This window comes from Glutamicibacter sp. NPDC055354, assembly GCF_053644955.1.
The window spans coordinates 1,006,322-1,027,888 of the sequence record NZ_JBSHMB010000001.1 but is presented as its reverse complement, the minus strand read 5'-3'; the positions used below and the strand labels follow the sequence as shown (position 1 = coordinate 1,027,888).

Below are 21,567 nucleotides of genomic sequence, written 5' to 3'. Positions count from 1 at the left end.
CCAATAAGCCAAGAAATTCTGGAAAGATAGTTTTGAATAAGCGACACGCCTAGGCGGTCGTTGCAGAAAGACCACACGACTCATAGCGTTTCTAATAACGACAGCTTGACAGAATCTTAACCTTAAGGCTAAAGGTGAAGGTCTTTAGCTGGAGTCGTGAAATATGTAGCACATCTAACAAGGGAAGCGGGACGTGGCAGCTCCACAGAATTACCTCGCGGTCATTAAAGTCGTCGGAATCGGCGGTGGCGGTGTAAACGCAGTCAATCGAATGATCGAAGTCGGTCTCAAGGGCGTAGAGTTCATCGCCATTAACACCGATGCCCAGGCTCTGCTTATGAGTGATGCCGACGTCAAACTCGACGTAGGACGCGAACTGACTCGTGGCCTGGGCGCTGGCGCCAACCCTGATGTGGGACGCCAGGCAGCGGAAGATCATGTAGAAGAAATCGAAGACGTCCTGCGCGGCGCGGACATGGTCTTCGTGACCGCTGGCGAAGGCGGCGGTACTGGTACCGGCGGCGCGCCGGTCGTGGCCCGCATTGCCCGCTCGCTTGGCGCGCTGACCATCGGCGTGGTCACCCGTCCATTCACCTTCGAGGGTCGCCGCCGCGCTAACTCCGCCGAGTCGGGCATCGAAGCCCTGCGCGACGAAGTGGATACCCTCATTGTGATCCCGAACGATCGACTGCTGTCGATCTCGGATCGCAACGTATCGGTGCTCGATGCATTCCGCCAGGCAGACCAGGTTCTGCTCTCCGGCGTGCAGGGCATTACCGACCTGATCACCACCTCGGGCCTGATCAACCTCGACTTCGCCGACGTGAAGTCCGTTATGCAGGGCGCAGGCTCGGCATTGATGGGCATCGGTTCGGCGCGGGGCGAAGACCGTGCAGTGAAGGCAGCGGAGCTGGCTATTGCCTCGCCACTGCTCGAAGCTTCTATCGATGGCGCCCACGGCGTCCTGCTCTCCATCCAGGGCGGCTCCGACCTCGGCTTGTTCGAAATCAACGAAGCTGCACGCCTCGTGCAGGAAGTTGCCCACCCGGAAGCCAACATCATCTTCGGTGCCGTCATTGACGACGCCTTGGGCGACGAAGCACGTGTCACCGTGATTGCAGCCGGCTTCGACGAGCCAGACGTCACCAGCAAGCCAATGGCACCGGTCGCAGCAAAGCCAGCTGTCTCCGCGCGCCCGGCTGAGCAAGTGCCAGCGAGCATTCCAGAAACACCAGCACCTGCTGCAACCGAAGCTGCGAAGCCAGCCCAGGTTGCTCATGAGAAGCCAGCTGCCGCAGAGCAGGCTAGCTCCTTCCAGGACCTTCCAGATGTTGTCGACTCGGACCTGAACGGTTCGAACGACGACCTGGATGTCCCGGACTTCCTGAAGTAAAAACAGCAAGAAGCTGAGCAGTGCTACATTTCGCGTCGAACCTCGATCCGAGCATCCAACTGGCATTCACATCGCAGGCTGAGGGAAACCTCGCCCTGCACGTGAATGACGATCCCCGCCTTGTGGCGGAGAATCGAGCCAAATTGGAGGACTTGATCGGGGTTCGACGCTTCTCGCTTAACTTCATGAACCAGGTGCACTCCGCCGATGTATATGAGGTCACGCCGGTGCGGCGCACCTCGTGGCTAGAGCCGGCAGCGCCAACCTGCGATGGATTGCTGGACACAACTGGCACCCAGCCCCTGGCAGTGATGGTCGCCGACTGCCTTCCGGTGCTCTTTGTCGGAAGAAACACGCGCAATGGGCAAACCCTGAGTGCCGCAACCCACGCTGGCCGGCGCGGGCTGCTCGACGGGATCCTGGCAAAAACGGTCGAGGGCCTGAAAGCTCATGGTGCCGACACAGTGGAAGCCGTGATCGGCCCTTCGATCTGCGGCCGATGCTATGAAGTTCCAGAAAGCATGGCCCAGGAATCCGAAGAGTTGCGCACCGGGATTCGCACCACGACTCGCTGGGGGACCCATGGGCTGGACCTTCCGGCCTCAGCCGAACAAGAACTGCGCGGCCTCGGGGTGGACGTCCGGCAATCCGGTGTCTGCACCTTGGAAGACGAAAGCTACTATTCCTACCGGCGTTCAAGCCGTGCAGGACGACTTGCCGGACTCATCTGGACCGCCGCGTAGGCGTGCGCGACACACCGCCAAGAATTGATCGAATGAACGATGCCTGCATTATTTTGTGCGGTAGCGTCGAAGTAGCGGAAGCGTGCAATGGGGTTGCATGCATGGGATAAACGAGGAGAAACATCGTGGCTGACGGACTGCGTAAGGCAATGGTATATCTCGGCTTGGCGGACGCCGTCGAGCAGGAAGAGACCCAGACACAACACGCTGAGCCCAAGACCCAGGTTCGGGTAGTTGAGGACACAGCTCCAAAGCGACCTGCCGAAGCCCCACGCCCACAGCCTGTTGCAAGGCAGGCTGCGCCGCAAACTCAAGCTAGAGAACCAGAGACGGAATACCGTGCTCCGGTCACCCCTATTAAGCGTGCCCCTTCAGTACGGGATGAGGATTCCGAATTGCGTCAGATTACTACCGTCCACCCTCGTTCTTATAACGATGCCAAGATCATCGGTGAGAACTTCCGTGACGGCATCCCGGTGATTATGAATGTCACCGACATGGGTGAAACCGATGCCAAGCGCCTCGTCGACTTCTCGGCAGGACTTGTTTTCGCCCTGCACGGCTCCATTGAGCGAGTCACGAACAAGGTCTTCTTGCTCTCGCCAGCGACCGTTGAGGTCCTCGGTGAAGATCGCAAGCAGTCCGAAGCGCAAGCGACCTTCTTTAATCAGAGCTAAGACACCAGGAGCACAAGCACAAAATGGTGTTCGGGATCATCTATCTCGCCTTAGCCATCCTCCAGATTCTGCTCTTAATGAGAATTGTGTTGGATGTAACGGAAAGCTTTGCTCGCCACTGGCGACCCAAAGGCATCGCATTGATTGTCGCAAGTGCAATCGTGTCGATTACCGATCCTCCGCTGCGCTGGTTGCGCCGGAAGATCAAACCCCTGGATCTCGGCGGAATCCGTCTTGACCTGTCCTTTCTTGTGTTGTTCATCGTCGTAATCATTCTTAAAGCGGTGGTAGCCAACCTGGGCCTCAGGACAGGGATCTGATTAGGGCATTTCCGTGCTTCACGGGGATTGTCCTGAGCAGTCAAAAGCTGTAGATTCAAAGAATATGAGACTCGCGCGTAAGCTCGATTTCGTAATAATTGTCCAAATCGTTATATCCTTTAGGAAATGGTGCTCCGACTTCACCGGTCGCGACACTGACAAAAACGGTAAGTGTTTCGCAAGGCAAGACAATGGTCGTGCGGAAATGATCCCAGTATTGAGGTGACCCAATGGCTCTGACGCCAGAAGACGTAGTCAATAAGCGGTTTCAGCCGACCAAGTTCCGTGAAGGCTACGACCAAGACGAGGTAGATGACTTCCTCGACGAAATCGTTGTGGAGCTGCGTCGCCTAACCGGTGAGAACGAGGCTCTACGCAGCCGCCTTGCCGAACTTGGCGAAGATGCGGGTTCGGTATCGAAGGAGCAGGCTGTTCCTGCGCCTGTTTCGGCCGCGCCAGTTACTCCTGCTGCTCCAGCTGCTAAGCCAGCTGAAGAGAAGAAGGCAGAAGCTAAGCCTGCAGAGCCAGCGAAGGCAGAAACCCCAGCTGCCAAGCCAGCTGAGGAAAAGAAGGCAGAAGCTAAGCCAGCTGCCGCTGAGAAGGCACCTGCAGCTCCGGCCGCAGCAGCAGCGCCAGCTGCAACTCCTCGCTCCGAATCCGCAGAGTCGGCAGCCAACGTGCTGTCCATGGCTCAGCGTCTGCACGACGAGTACGTCGCTGCCGGTGTCGAGCAGCGCGACAAGATCATCTCCGAAGCGAAGACCGAAGCTAACACCTTGGTCACCACCGCTGAAGAGAAGAGCCGCAAGACCTTGTCGGCCTTGGAGCAGCAGAAGTCGGTTCTGGAGCGCAAGCTCGAGCAGTTGCGTGGCTTCGAACGCGATTACCGTGCTCGCCTGAAGACCTACATCGAAGGACAGCTGCGTGACCTTGAGTCCCAGGGTTCGATCGATGCTGGTGCGGCAGGCAAGACCAGCTAGTCGCTGACAGTTCATAACTTGATCTAGCTATCAAGTAAGATCAACGGTGGTGAACGGATACATTCCGATCACCACCGTTGACGTTTAAGAGGAAATAATGGGTACCACTGTGGACGCAGTTCAATCCGGAAACGCGGGCGCGAAGGCGAAGAAATACGTTGGCCTTGGCCTCGTGATCGCTCTGATCGCGCTGGTACTGGACCAAACCGTCAAAATTGCCGTTGAACAGAACATGCGGCTTGGCCAATCGATTGAAGTGATTCCCGGATTCTTCAACATCCACTACATCCTGAACCCTGGTGCCGCCTTCTCCATCGGCGAAGACTTCACCATAGTCTTCGCGATCCTGCAATCGGCAGTCGCGGTCTACGTCATTTACCTGTTTTTCCGCAAGGTGCTGTCCAGAAGCTGGGCCATAGCCCTGGGCTGCCTGCTCGGCGGTGTCCTGGGCAATGTCGTGGACCGGCTGTTCCGTGAACCGGGCTTCGGATTCGGCCATGTGGTAGACATGTTTTCCGTCACCCACTTCGCTATCTTCAACGTCGCCGACTCCTTCATCGTCTGTTCCATGATCGCGGTGGCGTACATGCTCATCCGCGGGCGCAACCTCGATGGCAGCATTGGCGATCCTCCAAAGAAAGACAAGTCCAACAAGGACGAAGCAGAACCAAACGCATGATCTCGAACGAAACCACCATTCACGAACTGCTGGTTGACCCAGCCGATGCCGGCGCACGCCTTGACGCCTATATCTCCCGGTCCCTGCAGATCCCGCGCACCTTGGCTTCGAGCCTTTGCAAGGATTCGCAGATCCAGGTCAACGGACGAACCATTGCCAAATCTCTGAAGATCAAGGCGGGGGACCAGCTGGTAGTCACCATCCCGCCGCAGGCAGACCCATTAGAAATTAAGGTTGAGAAAGTGGAAGAGCTGAAGATTATCGCGGACGACGATGACTATGTGGTCATCGACAAGCCCGTGGGTGTCGCAGCCCATCCATCCCCGGGGTGGGTGGGCCCGACAGTTGTCGGCGCACTCATGGCCGAGGGCTACAACATCACCACTTCCGGTGCCGCCGAACGCCAAGGCATAGTGCACCGCTTGGACGTGGGCACCAGCGGCCTGATGGTCGTGGCGAAAACCGAACGCGCCTACACCGAACTGAAGCGCGCCTTCAAGGAACGCACCCCCAAGAAGATCTACCATGCGGTTGTGCAGGGCCTGCCTGACCCGCTGGAAGGCACCATCGACGCGCCGATCGGGCGCCACCCGGGCCACGACTGGAAGTTCGCTGTCCTGGATGGCGGGCGGGACTCGGTCACCCACTACAAGGTGATCGAGGCCTTCGGCCGCGCCTCGCTGGTCGAGGTGCAACTGGAAACCGGGCGCACCCACCAGATCCGCGTCCACTTCTCAGCCTTCGGGCACCCTTGTGCCGGAGACCAGACCTACGGAGCGGATCCCAAGCTGGGTGCCGCCCTGGGCCTGACCCGGCAGTGGCTGCATGCAAAACGTCTTGGATTCTCCCATCCGGTCTCCGGCCAGTGGATGGAATACGAAAGCGAATATCCTGCGGATCTGGCAGGCGCCGTCGAGCTGCTGCGCGAAGGCGGATACTGAGTTCCAAGGTGCTGTTGGCCACTGGCCGGCAGCACCTTGTGTCGTGCTAGCCACAGCACCGCGCCGGGGTGGGCCCAAGTCCGGGTTTGATCGCTAGACTGGTTGGGTGAGTGCTACACGTGACGGATTTGTCCATCTTCATACCCACACCGAATACTCCATGCTGGACGGTGCGGCGCGCCTAGGCGAACTCTTCGCCGAAGCTAACCGGCAGGGCATGGAAGCCATGGCGATTACCGACCATGGCTACCTGTTCGGTGCCTTCGATTTCTGGCGCCAAGCCACCGGAGCTGGCGTTAAGCCGATCATCGGCGTAGAAGCCTATGTCACCCCGGGCACCGCGCGCGACGACAAGACCCGCGTGAAATGGCGTACCGACGAATCGCAAAAGGGCGATGACGTTTCCGGTGGCGGCCTGTACAACCACATGACCCTGCTCTCGTACAACAACAAGGGCATGGACAACCTTTTCAAGGGTTCGTCCCGCGCCTCGCTGGACTCCGTGTTCGGCAAATACCCGCGCTGGGACCGCGAGCTGCTCAACGAGCACCACGAAGGCCTCATTGCCACGACCGGCTGCCCTTCGGGTGAAGTCCAGACCAAGCTTCGCCTGGGCCAGTACGATGCGGCGAAGGCGGCCGCGGCTGAACTGCAGGATTTATTCGGCAAGGAAAACTACTTCTGCGAGATCATGGACCACGGTCTGGAGATCGAACGCCGCATCACCAAGGACCTGCTGCGCCTGGCCAAGGAACTGGGCATTCCGCTGGTGGCTACCAACGACCTGCACTACACCCATGAATCCGATGCCAAGGCCCACGAGGCGCTGCTGGCCATCAACTCCGGCTCCACGCTCGACGAGCCCACCTATGACCAGGGCGGCAGCCGCTTCGCTTTTTCCGGCACCGGCTACTACCTGAAATCGGCGCGCGAAATGCGCGATTTGTTCAAGGAATTTCCCGAAGCCTGCGACAACACCCTGGCGATCGCCGACCGGGTCGAGGTCTCCTTCGACACGAACGCCAACTACATGCCGAAATTCCCTTGCCCGCCGGGGGAGGACGAAACCAGCTGGCTGATCAAGGAAGTCGACAAGGGACTGCACTACCGCTACCCGAACGGCATCCCAGAAGCTTCGCGCAAGCAGGCAGACTACGAGCTGGACGTCATCATCAAGATGGGCTTCCCGGGATACTTCCTGGTCGTGGCCGACTTCATCAACTGGTCCAAGGACCACGGCATCCGTGTTGGCCCGGGGCGTGGTTCGGGTGCAGGCTCCATGGTCGCCTACGCCATGCGCATCACGGACCTCGATCCGCTGGTGCACGGCCTGATCTTCGAGCGTTTCCTGAACCCGGAACGTGTTTCCATGCCCGACTTCGATGTCGACTTCGATGATCGCCGCCGTTCCGAGGTCATCAAGTACGTGACCGAGAAGTACGGTGATGAGCGCGTATCGATGATCGTGACCTACGGTTCAATCAAGACCAAGCAGGCGCTGAAGGACTCATCGCGCGTGCTCGGCTACCCGTTCAGCATGGGCGAGACCCTGACCAAGGCGCTGCCGCCGGCGGTGATGGCCAAGGACATCCCGCTGAACGACATCGAGAACCCGCAATCCAAGCGCTATTCGGAGGCGGGGGACTTCCGCAACCTGGTGGCCAATGACCCGGAGGCGGCCCGCGTCTTCGAGACGGCCAAGGGCCTGGAAGGCCTGAAGCGCCAGTGGGGCGTGCACGCCGCCGGCGTGATCATGAGCTCGGACCCGATCATCGACGTCATCCCCATCATGCGGCGCATCCAGGATGGACAGGTCATTACCCAGTTCGACTACCCGACCTGTGAAGGCCTGGGGCTGATCAAGATGGACTTCCTGGGGTTGCGCAACCTCACCATCATTTCCGATGCCCTGGAGAACATCGAGTACAACACCGGCACCAAAATCGACCTCGAGACCCTGAGTATCGAGGACCCCGAGGCCTACAACCTGCTGGCCCGCGGCGACACCCTGGGCGTGTTCCAGCTCGATGGCGGTCCCATGCGCTCGCTGCTGAAGATGATGCGCCCCGATAACTTCGAAGACATCTCCGCAGTGATCGCGCTGTACCGTCCGGGCCCGATGGGCGCCAACTCCCACACCAACTACGCCCTGCGCAAGACCGGGTTGCAGGAAGTCACCCCAATCCACCCGGAGCTCGCTGAACCGCTGGCAGAGATCCTCGGCGGCACCTACGGCCTGATCGTGTATCAGGAGCAGGTTATGGCTATTGCGCAGAAGCTGGCCGGCTACTCGCTGGGCCAGGCCGATATCTTGCGCCGTGCCATGGGCAAGAAGAAGAAGTCGGAACTGGATAAGCAGTTCGCCGGCTTCAAGCAGGGCATGAACGACAACGGCTACTCGGACGCCGCCGTGCAGACCCTGTGGGACATCTTGCTGCCATTCTCCGACTACGCGTTCAACAAGGCCCACTCGGCCGCGTACGGCGTGGTCTCCTACTGGACCGCCTACCTCAAGGCGCACTACCCGGCCGAATACATGGCCGCGCTGCTGACCTCGGTGGGCGATGACAAGGACAAGCTGGCACTGTACCTTAACGAATGCCGCCACATCGGCATCACCGTGCTGCCGCCGGATGTCAACGAATCGGCGTTGAACTTCACCCCAGTGGGCAAGGATATCCGCTTCGGCATGGGCGCCATCCGCAACGTCGGCACCAATGCGGTGGCCGGCATGGTCGAGGCCCGCACGGAGAAGGGCAACTACAACGACTTCAACGATTTCCTGGGCAAGGTCCCGGCCGTGGTCTGCAACAAGCGAACCATTGAATCGCTGATCAAGGCCGGTGCCTTCGACTCCATGAAGCATCCACGCCGGGCGCTGGTGGCCATCCACGAAGAAGCCGTGGATTCGGTGATCCAGGTCAAGCGCAACGAGGCGGCCAACCAGTTCGACCTGTTCAGCGCCCTGGGCGCGGATGAGTCCTCGGAGTCGATGCACGTGGCGATCCCCGACATGCCCGATTGGGACAAGAAGGAAAAACTGGCCTACGAGCGCGACATGCTCGGCCTGTACGTTTCCGACCACCCGCTGCAGGGACTGGGCTCGGCCCTGGACCAGTACGCTGACATGCCGGTCACGCACGTGCTCTCGGATGACGGCCCGCAGGATGGCCACATTATTTCCATCGCCGGCATGATTTCCGGTCTGCAGCGGCGCATCGCCAAGAAGAGCGGCAACCCGTATGCGCGCTGCGAGATCGAAGACCTCTCCGGTTCGATGGAGGTCATGTTCTTCGGCCAGGCCTACCAGCCGATCGCCGAGATCCTGGCCGATGACCTGATCGTGGTCATCAAGGGGCGCGTGCAGCGCCGCGATGACGGCTCCATCACCCTGAACGCGCAGGAAATGATGATTCCGGAAATTTCCGAGGATGCCAACGGGGGACCGGTAGTCATCGGCATTCCGACACACAAGGCCACCGAAACCCTGGTGCAGAAGCTGGGTGATGTGCTGCGCACGCACAGTGGCAACACCGAGGTGCGGGTGAAGCTCACCGGCAGCCGCGGCACCTCGCTGCTGCGCCTGGGCATGAACTTCAGGGTAAACCCCAATCCTGCCTTGTTCGGCGATTTGAAGGTGCTGCTGGGCCCGCACTGCCTGGACGTATAGGTAATCGGATCACGGCTTGGATGACCGTGGAAGGTAACTAATGAACCTTCCCCGGTCATCGGCGTTAAACTAGGTAGGTGAGCACTATTCCAGAAACCGAATTCTCAGCACTCGCCACCCTTGATTGGCGCAACGAATCCCTGGGCTACGCACAGCTGAAAGCCAAGCTGCCGCGCCCGGAGATGAACTCCCAGACCGCTGCCGAAACCGTGCAGCAGATCATCGATGATGTCCGCGCCCATGGCATGGAAACACTCAAGGACCTGGCCCAGCGCTTTGACCACGTTGAGCTGGAACATACCCGTGTGCCGCAGCATGAGCTGGACCGCGCCCTGGAAGAACTGGATCCGCAGGTCCGTCTGGCGCTGGAAGAATCCATTGACCGCGCCCGCGTATTCGCCAAGGCCCAGCGCCCCGACGACGCCGAAGTCCGCTACGCTACCGGGGCAACTGTCACCCAGCGCTGGGTCCCGGTGCGCCGCGTCGGCCTGTACGTGCCAGGTGGCCTGGCCGTCTACCCGTCCTCGGTCATCATGAACGCCGTACCTGCCCAGGCAGCCGGCGTCAGCTCGCTAGCCCTGGCCAGCCCGCCGCAGAAGGAATTCGCCGGACTGCCGCACCCCACCATCCTGGCTGCCGCCAAGCTGCTGGGCATCGACGAGGTGCACGCCATGGGCGGTGCCCAGGCTGTTGCCGCGTTCGCCTACGGGGTGGACCTGCCGAACGATGAGCGTGGCGGGATCGAACCGGTTGACGTGATCTCCGGTCCAGGCAACGTGTTCGTGGCAACCGCCAAGCGCTTGGTCAAGGGCGTGGTAGGCATTGACGCTGAAGCTGGTCCTACGGAAATCGCGATTCTTGCCGACAAGGGAGCTAACCCGGGCTTCGTCGCTGCCGATATGATTTCGCAGGCAGAACACGATGCCAACGCCGCGGCCGTGCTGATTACCGATTCACCTGAACTGGCTGCTGGCGTGCGCAAGGAACTCATGGTGCAGGTTGCCGCCACCAAGCACTCCGCCCGTGTGACAGAGGCACTGTCAGGATCCCAATCGGCCGTCATCTTGGTCAAGGACCTGGAGCAGGGGATCGAGGTGTGCAACGCCTACGCCGCCGAGCACCTGGAAATCATGGTGGCCGAGGCGGAATCCACCGCGGCCCGCATCACCGCTGCTGGCGCCGTGTTTGTCGGCGCCTATGCCCCGGTTTCGCTGGGCGACTACTGCGCAGGATCCAACCACGTGCTGCCGACCAGTGGCACCGCGCTGCACGCCTCGGGGCTGAACGTGAATACCTTCTTGAAAGCCATCCAGGTGATCAACTACGACAAGGCCGCGCTGGGCGAAGTGGCCGCTCACGTGATTAATCTTGCCAATGCCGAGGACCTGCCAGCCCATGGAGACGCGGTCGCGGTGCGAAACGCGCAATAGACGCTAAACTGTTAGGTGACATGAGTTGATTCTTGCCACCATGGGTGAACCGAGAATGCTTCTTAGGCTACAGATGGAGGTGCCGTGAACTGCCCGTATTGCCGCAATGCGGATTCCCGAGTGGTCGATAGTCGAGTTGCCGACGACGGCGTCTCGATCCGCCGCCGACGCCAGTGCACGGCTTGTTCGCGCCGTTTCACCACCACCGAAACTGCCAGCCTCAACGTGCTCAAGCAGTCCGGTGCCGTAGAACCGTTCTCGCGCAACAAGGTCATTAACGGTGTTCGCAAGGCCTGCCAGGGCCGCCCGGTCACCGATCACGATCTTGCCGTCCTGGCCCAGGAAGTCGAAGAGGCAGTCCGGACCTCCGGGGCTGCTGAAATCCCGGCCCACCAGGTGGGCTTGGCCATCTTGGAGCCATTGTCGCGCCTCGACGAGGTCGCTTACTTGCGCTTTGCCAGTGTCTACCACAACTTCCAGTCGCTGACTGATTTCGAGACCGCCATTGCCCGGCTGCGCGATCGCCGTGGCAAGGTTCCGCAGGGAAACCAGCGTCCGCTCTCGGCCGACTAGCAGTTTTCGCATAGAGCAAACGCCAGTGCCCCAGACCTTTCGAGGTCGCGGGCACTGGCGTTTGGCGTAGGCGTCGCAGCGGCTATGGCAGGGTGAGAATTTCCGCGCCATCGTCGGTGACCAGCAGGGTGTGCTCGAACTGCGCGGTGCGCTTCTTGTCCTTGGTGGTCACGGTCCAGTCGTCTTCCCACATGTCCCATTCGACGGTGCCCAAGGTGAGCATCGGCTCGATGGTGAAAACCATGCCCGGCTCGATGGGAGTGTTGTAGGCCGGCGCCGCATCGTAGTGCGGGATGATCAAGCCGGAATGGAAGGCCTCGCCGACGCCGTGGCCGGTGAAGTCGCGGACCACGCCGTAGCCGAACCGCTTGGCGTAGGTTTCAATGCTTCGGCCGATCACATTGATCTCACGCCCTGGCATCACGGCCTTGATAGCGCGCTTCAGCGAGTTTTCGGTGCGCTCGACCAGCAGGCGCGATTCTTCATCCACGTCACCGACCAGGAAGGTGGCGTTGTTATCTCCGTGAACGCCACCGATGAAGGCGGTGATATCGATATTGATGATGTCGCCATCTTGCAACACGGTGGTGTCCGGGATGCCGTGGCAGATGACCTCGTTCAACGAGGAGCACAGCGACTTGGGGAATCCGCGGTAGCCCAGGGTTGACGGGTAGGCGTTGTGATCCATGAGGAATTCGTGGCCAAGCCGATCGAGCTGGTCGGTGGTGGCTCCCGGCTGGCAAGCCTTGCCAACTTCCTGCAGTGCCTGAGCGGCAATTCTTGAAGCTATGCGAATGCGTTCGATGACTTCTGGGCTTTTGATTTCCGAAGCCGTGTTGCTGGCAGGTTCCTTCTTGCCAACGTATTCGGGGCGTTCAATGTGTTTCGGTACCGGAAGTTCCGGGGAGACCGTGCCGGCGGTGAGATTTCCAAGGGGTGCAGTTGAAGCAATAGCCATGCTTTTATTCTAGCTTCACGTATCTGCCGCTTCGCTAGGAGATAGCCGATAGATCAGGTGGTGTTGCACCTATTTTCCGCCGGTTGGGATACCGTGGAAGAAGCAGCAAGAATCGAGAGTAGAGGAGTTTTCCATGAGCTCAGCTGGCACCCCGGGCGAGGGGCAGTACTGGTACAACGTCTCGACCAAGACCGTGGAGAATGGCCCGCAGTCTGATTGGTCGCAGTTGCTTGGCCCATATGACACGGTTGCTGAAGCCGAAGCGGCAATGGCGAAAGTCCAGGCACGCAATGAGGCGTGGGACGACGCAGAAGAAGACGACGAGTAGAAGTCAAGGGCACCGAGCCAGGCCGGTGCAGCGAATGGCAAAGCGGTGCGCTGCCACGATGGATGACATCGAGGCAGCGCACCGCTTTGCGATATGGCGTGAGCCGGCTTCTATTCCTTGAACTCGTACTCTGCCGAGGGGAAGGTGCCGGAAACTACGTCCTGGTGGTACTCGCGCACCGCGTTGCCGACAACTTCACGCAGATCAGCGTACTTCTTCACGAAGCGCGGGGTGCGCCCTCCGCCAAGACCCAGCATGTCCTGCCAAACCAGGACCTGTCCGGTGGTGGAGTTGCCAGCGCCGATGCCGATGGTCGGCACCTTCAGCGCGGCATCGATTTTGGCAGCGACCGGGCTTGGCACCATTTCCATCAGGATGCAGAAGGCGCCTGCATCCTGCAATTGCACAGCGTCGTGCTTCATCTGCTCTACAGCGTCGCCACGGCCCTGCACGCGGTACCCGCCCAATGCATGCTCGGACTGCGGAGTGAATCCGATGTGCCCGATAACGGGAACTCCGGCAAGGACCATGGCGCGGACATGCTCGGCGTATTGCGCGGTGCCCTCCATCTTGACCGCGTGGGCATGGCCTTCCTTCATCAGGCGCACCGCAGTGGCAACGGCCTGGGCAGGGGACTGCTCGTAGCTGCCAAACGGGAGGTCGGCAACGACCATGGCGCGTTTGGCCCCGTTGGCGACAGCTTTGGTGAACATGATCATTTCGTCGAGGGTAATGGGCAGCGTGGACTCGTAGCCGAGTACGGTATTGGCAGCGGAGTCGCCAACCAGCAGCATCTCGATCCCGGCCGAATCGAAAATCTCTGCCATCATTACGTCATAAGCAGTTAACATCGCGAATTTTTCGCCATTGTCCTTGGCCTGCTGCAAATGATGAAGTCGGATACGGGACGGGCCTTTTTCAGGGTTCCCTAGGTATGGTTGTGGCATGAATCGACTTTATCGCACTTGCACAGGGCGATGCTGATCGTTGGGACGGTTCTGAACCGATATAGTGTTGCCACAGGTCAATTTTCTTACCGGTTGTGATCAGCGCCGGATATCAGAATCCCAAAGGTGGTGGAAAATGGATCGTCAGCAGGAATTTGTACTGCGCACCATTGAAGAACGCGACGTTCGATTTGTGCGAATGTGGTTTACTGACGTCGTTGGTTCGCTCAAGTCGGTGGCGTTGGCTCCTGCTGAAGTTGAAGATGCTTTCGAAGAAGGTCTGGGATTCGATGGTTCCTCCATTGATGGACTGTCCCGGATCTCCGAGTCTGACATGTTGCTTCAGCCAGATCCTGCCACCTTCCAGATCTTGCCGTGGCGCGGCGAAGTCGAACCGACCTCCCGCATGTTCTGCGACATCCTGACCCCTGAGGGCCAGCCGTCCAATGCAGATCCGCGCCAGGTGCTCAAGCGCCAGCTGGCCGAAGCATCGAATATGGGTTTCACTTGCTACACCCACCCGGAGATCGAATTCTATTTGCTGGAGAACGATCAGCTGGATGCCAATGGCCGTCCCCAGCCGATCGACAACGGTGGCTACTTCGACCACGTGCCAGATGGCGTTGGGCAGGACTTCCGCCGTGCTTCCGTGACCACGCTGGAAGCGCTGGGCATTTCGGTGGAGTTCTCCCACCACGAAACAGGTCCAGGCCAGAACGAAATCGATCTGCGCTACGCAGATGCCTTGCAGACCGCCGACAACATCATGACCTTCCGTACCGTCATCAAGGAGATGGCGATGCAAAAGGGCATCCACGCAACCTTCATGCCCAAGCCATTTGCCGACCATCCGGGCAGCGGCATGCATACCCACTTCTCCTTGTTCGAAGGTGACGCTAACGCGTTCTTCGAAGCTGGCCGCGAATACCAGCTCTCCGATGTGGCCCGGTCCTTCATCGCCGGCATCTTGCACCATGCGCCGGAAATGACCGCCATCACCAACCAGTACGTGAACTCGTACAAGCGGTTGTGGGGTGGAGGGGAGGCGCCGAGCCACCGTTCGTGGGGGCACAACAACCGCTCGGCACTGGTCCGCGTGCCGCTGTACAAGCCAGGCAAGGGACAGTCCGCCCGCGTGGAATACCGCGGTATCGACTCGGCAGCCAATCCGTACCTGGCCTACGCAGTATTGCTGGGCGCTGGGCTGAAGGGCATCCGCGAAGGCTACGAGCTGGAAGAGCCAACCGAGGATGATGTCTGGAGCCTGTCCACGGCAGAACGCCGCGCCTCGGGCCACGTTCCGCTGCCTGGCAGCCTGCACGACGCATTGCGCGCCATGGAAGAGTCGGAACTGATGGCCGAGATCCTCGGCGAGCAGGTATTCAACTCGTTCCTGTCGAACAAGCGCACCGAATGGGAAGAATACCGCCAGGTCATTACCCCATACGAACTGAACAAGTATTTGGGAATCCTCTAGAGACTTCGCCGCGTGAAGCTGCGCGGCGAAATGCGGGAGAACACGAGACACCATGCCGGAAGTACCCTCGCGAGCATTGCTCAACGCTGGCTTCAGCGACATCGAAAGGGCCAAGAAATTCCTTCAGGCCGAGGAACTGTCCCGGATTGATCCCAGCCTGATCGTGAGCAAGATGGCGCATGCGCCAGATCCGGACCAGGCACTGCTGCTGGCCCTGCGGTTGGTAGATCGGCACCCGGAAGTCATCGATATCTTCCTGGAGCCCGATAGCTGCCAAGGGCTCGTCAGGCTTCTGGGCAGCTCTTCTGCGCTCGGGGAGTTCCTCATGCGTTGTCCCGAGGCGCTGGAGATCGTCCGCCACGCCCCACCCGGTGAATTCGTCCCCGTGCCCGCGGAACAGCTGGTCGAGGACTTGCTGGCATCGATCGAGGCCAAGCAATCAGACGGCGGGCACTGGGTCTCTTCCTGCACCGGTGCTGAAGCGCGTCAGCGCTTGCGCACCGCCTACCGCAAGGCATTGCTCTCGCTGGCCCACCGGGACTTGGGTTCCACCCAGCCTCAACGCATTCTGCCCCTGGTCGCCGCCGAACTGGCCGACATGGCTGGTGCCGCGTTGGAGGGGGCATTGGCCATTGCCCGGGCCGAAGCCGCCGAACAATATGATGCTGGCGACGTTGATCGGGTTAAGATCACCATCATTGGCATGGGCAAGTGCGGTGCACGTGAACTGAACTATATTTCGGACGTCGATGTCATTTACGTCCACGATTCCACGCTGGGAATCGATGACGATCTGGCGGCCGCGATCGCGACGGTGATCTGCGGGAACACGGCACGTGCACTGATGGTCTCTGGCCCTGAGCCGATGCTCTGGGAAGTGGATGCGAATCTTCGCCCCGAGGGCAAGGACGGGGCCTTGACCCGTACGCTCTCATCCCATGAAGCGTATTACCGCCGGTGGGCCCATTCATGGGAATTCCAAGCCCTGCTCAAGGCCCGCGCGATTGCCGGCGACAAGGAACTGGGACGCTCTTATGAGCGGATGGTTTCGCCAATGGTGTGGTCCAGTTCCGAGCGTGAGGGCTTCGTTGAATCCGTCCAGGCCATGCGCCGACGCGTCAGCGACAACATCGACAAGCAAGATGTTGCGTGGCAAATCAAGCTGGGCCCCGGTGGGCTGCGCGATGTCGAATTCACCGTCCAGCTGCTCCAACTCGTCCATGGTCGAGTCGACCCCGCCATCCAGGTGCCAACCACCACCCTGGCCATCCAAGCGATGAGCGATATCGGCTACATCGGCCGTGATGATGCGACGAATTTCGATGACTCATACCGTTTCCTGCGCTTGCTGGAGCACCGGATACAGCTCAGCCAATTGCGCCGTACCCACTTGATGCCCCGGGCAGAAAGCGCCCAGCGCGTGCTTGCACGATCGATCCGTGGTGCTGGAGACCTGCAGCTCAGCAGCCCGGAGAAGCTGATGCGCCGCTGGAATGAAACCAAGCGCATGGTGCGTTCGCTGCACGAGCGTATTTTCTACCGTCCGCTCCTGGTCAGTAGTTCCAACCTCTCGGCCGATGACGTCAAGCTCACCGCCGAATCGGCGCAAGCCCGCTTGCGCGCCCTGGGCTATCTCGACCCGAAGGCGGCGATGCGGCACATTGAAGCCCTGACCGGTGGGGTCTCGCGCAGTGCGTCATTGCAACGGCAATTGCTGCCGGTACTCCTGGACTGGTTTGCCCGCGGGGTTGACCCGGATGCTGGATTGCTGGGCTTCCGCCGGCTCAGCGAAGCACTGGGCAAGTCCCATTGGTTCCTCGGCATGCTGCGCGATACCAACGCTGCCGCTGAACGGCTGAGCCACTTGCTCTCCAATACGCGCTTCCTGACCGACCTGCTGGCCAACGAGCCGGCGGCGGCCGCTTGGCTGGGCTCCGACGCCTCCTTGACGCCGCAGACATTCGAGAACCTGCTGCAGCAGAACACCTCGATCATCCATCGCACGAAGCAGCCAGAAGCTGCCATCCGCATGATCCGCATGGTGCGCCGCCGCGAATTCTTGCGTGTCGCGCTTGCCGACGGCGCTGGCCTGCTGACCGTTGAGGAAGTTGGCGTAGCACTCTCGAACATCGACGCCGCCATGGTTGACGGGGTGCTGAAGGTCCTCTTGGCTGCTGACCAGGCCAAGCACGGGGAACATGCTGTCGTCTCGGTCATTGCCATGGGCCGCCAAGGCGGTCGGGAAATCGGTTACGGCTCTGATGCGGACGTCCTGTTCGTGCAGCGCCCGGTTCCTGGCGCCACGGCCCAAGCTGCTCAAGAACAAGCGCTTCGGGTAGTTACCGACCTGGTGTCGTGGACCGCCAAACCGTTGAAACCGGCCATTCCAGCTGAAGTGAAATTGAAAGTGGATTCGGATCTGCGCCCCGAGGGCCGCCAGGGAATGCTGGTCCGTTCTCTCGACGCCTACGCCACCTATTACCAGCGATGGGTGGAAATCTGGGAACGCCAGGCGTTGCAGCGTGCACGCTCGTTTGCCGGCGATGACCAGTTGGCTGAAGATTTCATGGAATTGATTAGGCCGGTGCGCTACGGCAAGGGACTGGACGAGTCGGAGATCCGGGATATCCGCAAGATCAAGGCCCGCGTTGAATCCGAACGGCTCCCGCGAGGTGCCGACCCCAACCGCCACCTGAAACTGGGACGAGGCTCGCTCTCGGACATTGAATGGCTGGTGCAGTTCTACCAGTTGCAATACGCCTGGAAGCACGAATCCCTGCGCACCACCTCGACGCTCCAGGCGTTGGAAGAGCTGGCGAAATTGGAGCTCATTGCGCAAGACGATAGCGAACTGCTGGCGATTGCTTGGCGGCTGGCTACGCAGATTCGCAGTGCTGAAATCATCACGTCCGGACGTTCCAGCGATGTCTTGCCGAGTTCGGCGCGCGATATGGAAGCCGTGGCTCGGTGGTGCGGCTATGAGCCGCACTTTGGCGTGGAACTCGAAGAAGACTACTTGCGTGCAACCCGGCACGCGCGTGGCATCTTTGAACTGCTGTTCTACGGCTTTGAGGACTAGGAACCGCGGTGGCCGTTGAAACGCTGCTGGAACGTTCCTGGAGCCCGCTGGCTGCTTCATCCATGCCATGGCAACGCCGCGTGCTGCTGGGCGGGGGAGCAGCCCTGTGGAACGATGCGTGCGTTGCTTTGCTCCGTTGGGAAGTCAAGACACGCAGCGGGTTCAGGCTCCAGCCGCAGTTGCCGGTCGCCGTGGGCCAGCAACCCTTGATCACCATCGGTGTCGGACCGTTGCGCATCCATGAACCTGTGGAGGTAGTTGACGTCATTGCGGAAAGTGATTGGGTAGGGTTTTCCTACCGGACGCTGCCGGGGCATCCGGTTCAGGGTGTGGAAGCTTTCATTCTTGAACGCGCGGACGAGCAAGTTTTCCTGCTGATCAGGTCGGTCACGGAACCTTCTGATGTGCCTGCTTGGCGTCGAGTCTTCAAGGTGCTGCTCCTGGCGCAGTGGGTGACACGTCAGCGTTACCTTCGTGCGCTGAAACCTTAGTCCGCAACCGGCAATTTCCTGCGCTTCCCGCCGGAACAGGATGCGGGGGACTAGGGTGGGGATTGTAATCTCTACGCGAATAATGAGTGCAGGGGAGCTTCGAAAATGCTGGACCCAAAGATGCTGCAGGCTGCCATTGATCAGTCCTTGCTGGCCCTGGAATCCAATGACAGCGGACCATTTGGCGCGGTGGTAGTCCTTGACGGAAAAGTCGTTTCCGCTGGCTACAACTCGGTGGTGGGTAGCCAGGATCCAACGGCGCACGCCGAAATCAATGCCATCCGCGCAGCGGGACAAGCACTGGGAACCTTCGATCTGTCGCAATGCGAGCTCTACACCAGCTGCGAGCCATGTCCCATGTGCCTGGGTGCCATCTATTGGTCCCGCTTCAAGCATGTCTACTACGCGAATACGCGCGAGGAAGCCGCGAAGATCGGCTTCGATGATGATTTCATCTACAAGGAGCTTGAGCTTCCCATGAGCGAGCGGAAAATTCCGTTTACCAAGGTTGAAGATTCCGGTGCGCTCAGGGCATTTGAGCTTTGGGAAGCAAAGAGCGACAAGCAGGAATACTAGTACTTGTTATCGGGGCGGCACTTGCCCTGAGCGCGATGGCCGCCAATGTGCGGGCCCGCACTGATGCTTAAACAGAGGAGTCCGCACAAGTGCTAGAACATAGTTCTTGCGCTTTGTGCGGACTCCTCTGCAAACTACACGGGGCGATGCCCCGTCAGCTGATTAGCAACCGTAGTAGAGCTCGAACTCGTATGGGTTCGGGCGCAGGCTCAATGGCTTGATTTCGTTTTCACGCTTGTACTCAACCCAAGTCTGGATCAGGTCTTCGGTGAAGACGCCGCCTTCGAGCAGGAACTCGTGATCAGCTTCCAGGGCCTTGAGCGCCTCTTCGAGGCTTTCAGGTGCGCGCTGGATTTCCTTGGCCTCTTCGGCAGGAAGCTCGTAGAGGTCCTTGTCGATTGGCTCTGCAGGTTCAATGCGGTTCTTGATGCCGTCCAGGCCAGCCATCAGCTGGGCTGCGAACGCCAGGTATGGGTTCGAGGAAGCATCCGGAGCGCGGAACTCGATACGCTTCGCCTTAGGGTTCGAACCGGTGATAGGGATACGGATACCGGCAGAGCGGTTGCCCTGCGAGTAGACCATGTTCACTGGAGCTTCGTAGCCCTTGACCAGGCGGCGGTAGGAGTTCACGGTTGGGTTGGTGAACGCGAGCACGGCGTCTGCGTGCTTCAGCAGGCCGCCGATGTACCAGCGTGCGGTATCGGACAGGCCAGCGTAGCCCTTTTCGTCGTAGAACAGCGGTTCGCCGTTGGACCACAGCGACTGGTGCACGTGCATGCCCGAGCCGTTGTCGCCGAAGACTGGCTTTGGCATGAAGGTTGCGGACTTGCCCCACGCGTCAGCGACGTTCTTCACGATGTACTTGAAGAGCATCAGTTCATCAGCGGAGTGGACCATGGTGTTGAACTTGTAGTTGATTTCTGCCTGGCCGGCAGCGCCCACCTCGTGGTGGCTGCGCTCAACCTCAAGGCCAGCCTTGTCCAGCTCGACGCAGATCGCGTCGCGCAGGTCAGCCTGCTTGTCAGTCGGTGCAACTGGGAAGTAGCCGCCCTTGTACGGGGTCTTGTAACCCTGGTTGCCGCCTTCTTCCTTGCGGCCGGTGTTCCAAGGTGCCTCGTCGGAATCGATCGAGTAGAACGCGCCCTGTGGCTTGGATTCGTAGCGAACGTCTTCGAAGATGAAGAATTCTGCTTCTGGGGCGAAGAACGCGGTGTCAGCGATACCGGTCGATTCCAGGTAAGCCTCGGCGCGTTCGGCAACGCCACGTGGGTCGCGGTGGTAAGGCTCACCGGTGCGTGGGTTGATGATCGAGAAGTTGAAGGCTAGGGTCTTTTCCAGGCGGAAGGGATCGATGAAGCCGGTGGTGACGTCCGGGATCAGCTGCATGTCGGAATCAGAGATGCCGGCGAAGCCGCGGATGGAAGAACCATCGAAGAGCTGGCCGTTGACGAAGAAGTCGGCATCCACGGACTTGGCAGGCACGTTGAAGTGCTGCTGTACACCTGGTAGGTCGGTGAAACGGATATCGACGAACTTGATGTCCTCTTCGGCAATATATGCCAAGACTTCTTCTGGACTGGTAAACATGTGCAGGTGACTCCCTGGTGAGATATAAGGTTTGGTAAACGGAACCGGTAGCCGGAATGATCCGGCTGGTCCTCTTGCTTACGTATCAAGCTTACCTATAATCCATTTCTGAATGGTGTCTCTATTGTTTCCAACCTGTTACAAGCGGAGAATCCGGGCGTGTCGTATCGCGCTGATCTGCGCTGATTGCCTGCTGTAACAATCTGACTTGCATACTTGCTACCTGGTTATCGCGTTCTAACTGGCGCACAGAATCGCTGGATAGACTGTATTGGTGGAAAGAAAAGACTTCAGCTCGTGGCTTGAAGGGCCGCCGCAGCATAATACGCAACAATGGCCCGGGCAGGATATGGGGCGCCCCGAGAAGGGCCCCGGCTCAATTGCCAGATTCCCGCGACGGGTCGGTGCACTGCTCTTGGACTGGGGGCTCTCGATGTTGCTGAGCTGGTGGCTGTTTGACAGCCACGATCTGGCAACATTGAGCCTGTTCTGCGCCGGGCAGATCATCGGTGTCGGATTCACCGGGCACACGATTGGGCACCGTACCTTTGGAATGCAGGTGCAGTCGCTGGATGGAACCGCAATCAAGCCGTTGCAAGGCCTGATTCGTTCCTTGCTGCTTTGCCTGGCTATTCCGGCCTTCGTCACCGACAAGGACCAGCGTGGACTGCATGATCGTTTGCCTAAGACCATCCTGGTGAATATCTCCTAGCAATAG

General features: G+C 59.7%; 19 protein-coding genes. 16 read left to right on the top strand and 3 right to left on the bottom strand.

Annotated elements, in window-relative coordinates; all coding sequences use genetic code 11:
- Nucleotides 1-193 precede the first annotated feature (193 nt).
- From ftsZ to nrdR, 10 genes are all read left to right on the top strand, one after another.
- Complete coding sequence (gene ftsZ / locus ACWICV_RS04740; protein ID WP_105656797.1) at nt 194-1,393, top strand: cell division protein FtsZ; 1,200 nt, start codon at nt 194-196, stop codon at nt 1,391-1,393.
- Between the two features lie 20 nt (nt 1,394-1,413).
- Nucleotides 1,414-2,136, top strand: coding sequence for a polyphenol oxidase family protein (locus tag ACWICV_RS04735; protein ID WP_454090668.1), 723 nt, complete (start codon nt 1,414-1,416; stop codon nt 2,134-2,136).
- A gap of 125 nt (nt 2,137-2,261) precedes the next feature.
- Nucleotides 2,262-2,813: a cell division protein SepF gene (locus tag ACWICV_RS04730; protein WP_105656795.1), complete on the top strand. Its 552-nt coding sequence runs from the start codon at nt 2,262-2,264 to the stop codon at nt 2,811-2,813.
- A 23-nt stretch (nt 2,814-2,836) separates the two neighbouring features.
- Complete coding sequence (locus tag ACWICV_RS04725) at nt 2,837-3,133, top strand: YggT family protein (RefSeq protein WP_105656794.1); 297 nt, start codon at nt 2,837-2,839, stop codon at nt 3,131-3,133.
- A 230-nt stretch (nt 3,134-3,363) separates the two neighbouring features.
- On the top strand, nt 3,364-4,113 hold the full coding sequence (locus ACWICV_RS04720) for a DivIVA domain-containing protein (protein WP_105656793.1): 750 nt from the start codon (nt 3,364-3,366) through the stop codon (nt 4,111-4,113).
- Between the two features lie 97 nt (nt 4,114-4,210).
- A complete protein-coding gene (gene lspA / locus ACWICV_RS04715) occupies nt 4,211-4,792 on the top strand; it encodes a signal peptidase II (protein WP_332485981.1) in 582 nt (193 codons plus the stop codon).
- Nucleotides 4,789-5,733, top strand: coding sequence for an RluA family pseudouridine synthase (locus tag ACWICV_RS04710; RefSeq protein ID WP_105656791.1), 945 nt, complete (start codon nt 4,789-4,791; stop codon nt 5,731-5,733). Before lspA ends, ACWICV_RS04710 begins: the two co-directional genes overlap by 4 nt.
- 106 nt (nt 5,734-5,839) lie before the next feature.
- A complete protein-coding gene (gene dnaE, locus ACWICV_RS04705) occupies nt 5,840-9,403 on the top strand; it encodes a DNA polymerase III subunit alpha (protein WP_105656790.1) in 3,564 nt (1,187 codons plus the stop codon).
- Between the two features lie 77 nt (nt 9,404-9,480).
- Nucleotides 9,481-10,833: a histidinol dehydrogenase gene (gene hisD / locus ACWICV_RS04700; protein ID WP_332727140.1), complete on the top strand. Its 1,353-nt coding sequence runs from the start codon at nt 9,481-9,483 to the stop codon at nt 10,831-10,833.
- 84 nt (nt 10,834-10,917) lie between these two features.
- Nucleotides 10,918-11,406, top strand: a complete 489-nt coding sequence (gene nrdR / locus ACWICV_RS04695) for a transcriptional regulator NrdR (protein WP_105656788.1) — start codon at nt 10,918-10,920, stop codon at nt 11,404-11,406.
- A gap of 82 nt (nt 11,407-11,488) precedes the next feature.
- On the opposite strand, the gene map is transcribed toward nrdR, so the two are convergent.
- Nucleotides 11,489-12,364, bottom strand: coding sequence for a type I methionyl aminopeptidase (map, locus tag ACWICV_RS04690; protein ID WP_105656787.1), 876 nt, complete (start codon nt 12,362-12,364; stop codon nt 11,489-11,491).
- Between the two features lie 133 nt (nt 12,365-12,497).
- On the opposite strand from map, the gene ACWICV_RS04685 reads away from it, so the two are divergent.
- Nucleotides 12,498-12,692 (top strand): SPOR domain-containing protein, encoded by a 195-nt coding sequence (locus ACWICV_RS04685; protein WP_454090669.1) that lies wholly within the window; start codon nt 12,498-12,500, stop codon nt 12,690-12,692.
- A gap of 110 nt (nt 12,693-12,802) precedes the next feature.
- On the opposite strand, the gene panB is transcribed toward ACWICV_RS04685, so the two are convergent.
- Nucleotides 12,803-13,639: a 3-methyl-2-oxobutanoate hydroxymethyltransferase gene (gene panB, locus ACWICV_RS04680; RefSeq protein WP_133834276.1), complete on the bottom strand. Its 837-nt coding sequence runs from the start codon at nt 13,637-13,639 to the stop codon at nt 12,803-12,805.
- A gap of 136 nt (nt 13,640-13,775) precedes the next feature.
- On the opposite strand from panB, the gene glnA (ACWICV_RS04675) reads away from it, so the two are divergent.
- The 4 genes from glnA (ACWICV_RS04675) to ACWICV_RS04660 all read left to right on the top strand — a co-directional run bounded on the left by glnA (ACWICV_RS04675) (nt 13,776) and on the right by ACWICV_RS04660 (nt 19,262).
- Complete coding sequence (glnA, locus tag ACWICV_RS04675) at nt 13,776-15,116, top strand: type I glutamate--ammonia ligase (protein WP_105656784.1); 1,341 nt, start codon at nt 13,776-13,778, stop codon at nt 15,114-15,116.
- A gap of 52 nt (nt 15,117-15,168) precedes the next feature.
- Nucleotides 15,169-18,195, top strand: coding sequence for a bifunctional [glutamine synthetase] adenylyltransferase/[glutamine synthetase]-adenylyl-L-tyrosine phosphorylase (locus ACWICV_RS04670; RefSeq protein WP_454090670.1), 3,027 nt, complete (start codon nt 15,169-15,171; stop codon nt 18,193-18,195).
- An 8-nt stretch (nt 18,196-18,203) separates the two neighbouring features.
- Nucleotides 18,204-18,686, top strand: a complete 483-nt coding sequence (locus tag ACWICV_RS04665) for a DUF1990 family protein (protein ID WP_454090671.1) — start codon at nt 18,204-18,206, stop codon at nt 18,684-18,686.
- A gap of 105 nt (nt 18,687-18,791) precedes the next feature.
- Nucleotides 18,792-19,262 (top strand): nucleoside deaminase, encoded by a 471-nt coding sequence (locus ACWICV_RS04660; protein WP_454090672.1) that lies wholly within the window; start codon nt 18,792-18,794, stop codon nt 19,260-19,262.
- A 162-nt stretch (nt 19,263-19,424) separates the two neighbouring features.
- Here ACWICV_RS04660 and glnA (ACWICV_RS04655) read toward each other — a convergent pair whose 3' ends face one another.
- Nucleotides 19,425-20,849: a type I glutamate--ammonia ligase gene (gene glnA, locus ACWICV_RS04655; protein WP_400288257.1), complete on the bottom strand. Its 1,425-nt coding sequence runs from the start codon at nt 20,847-20,849 to the stop codon at nt 19,425-19,427.
- A 274-nt stretch (nt 20,850-21,123) separates the two neighbouring features.
- Between glnA (ACWICV_RS04655) and ACWICV_RS04650 the strand changes: the two genes are divergently transcribed.
- A complete protein-coding gene (locus ACWICV_RS04650; protein ID WP_400288256.1) occupies nt 21,124-21,561 on the top strand; it encodes an RDD family protein in 438 nt (145 codons plus the stop codon).
- The last annotated feature ends 6 nt before the right edge of the window (nt 21,562-21,567 follow it).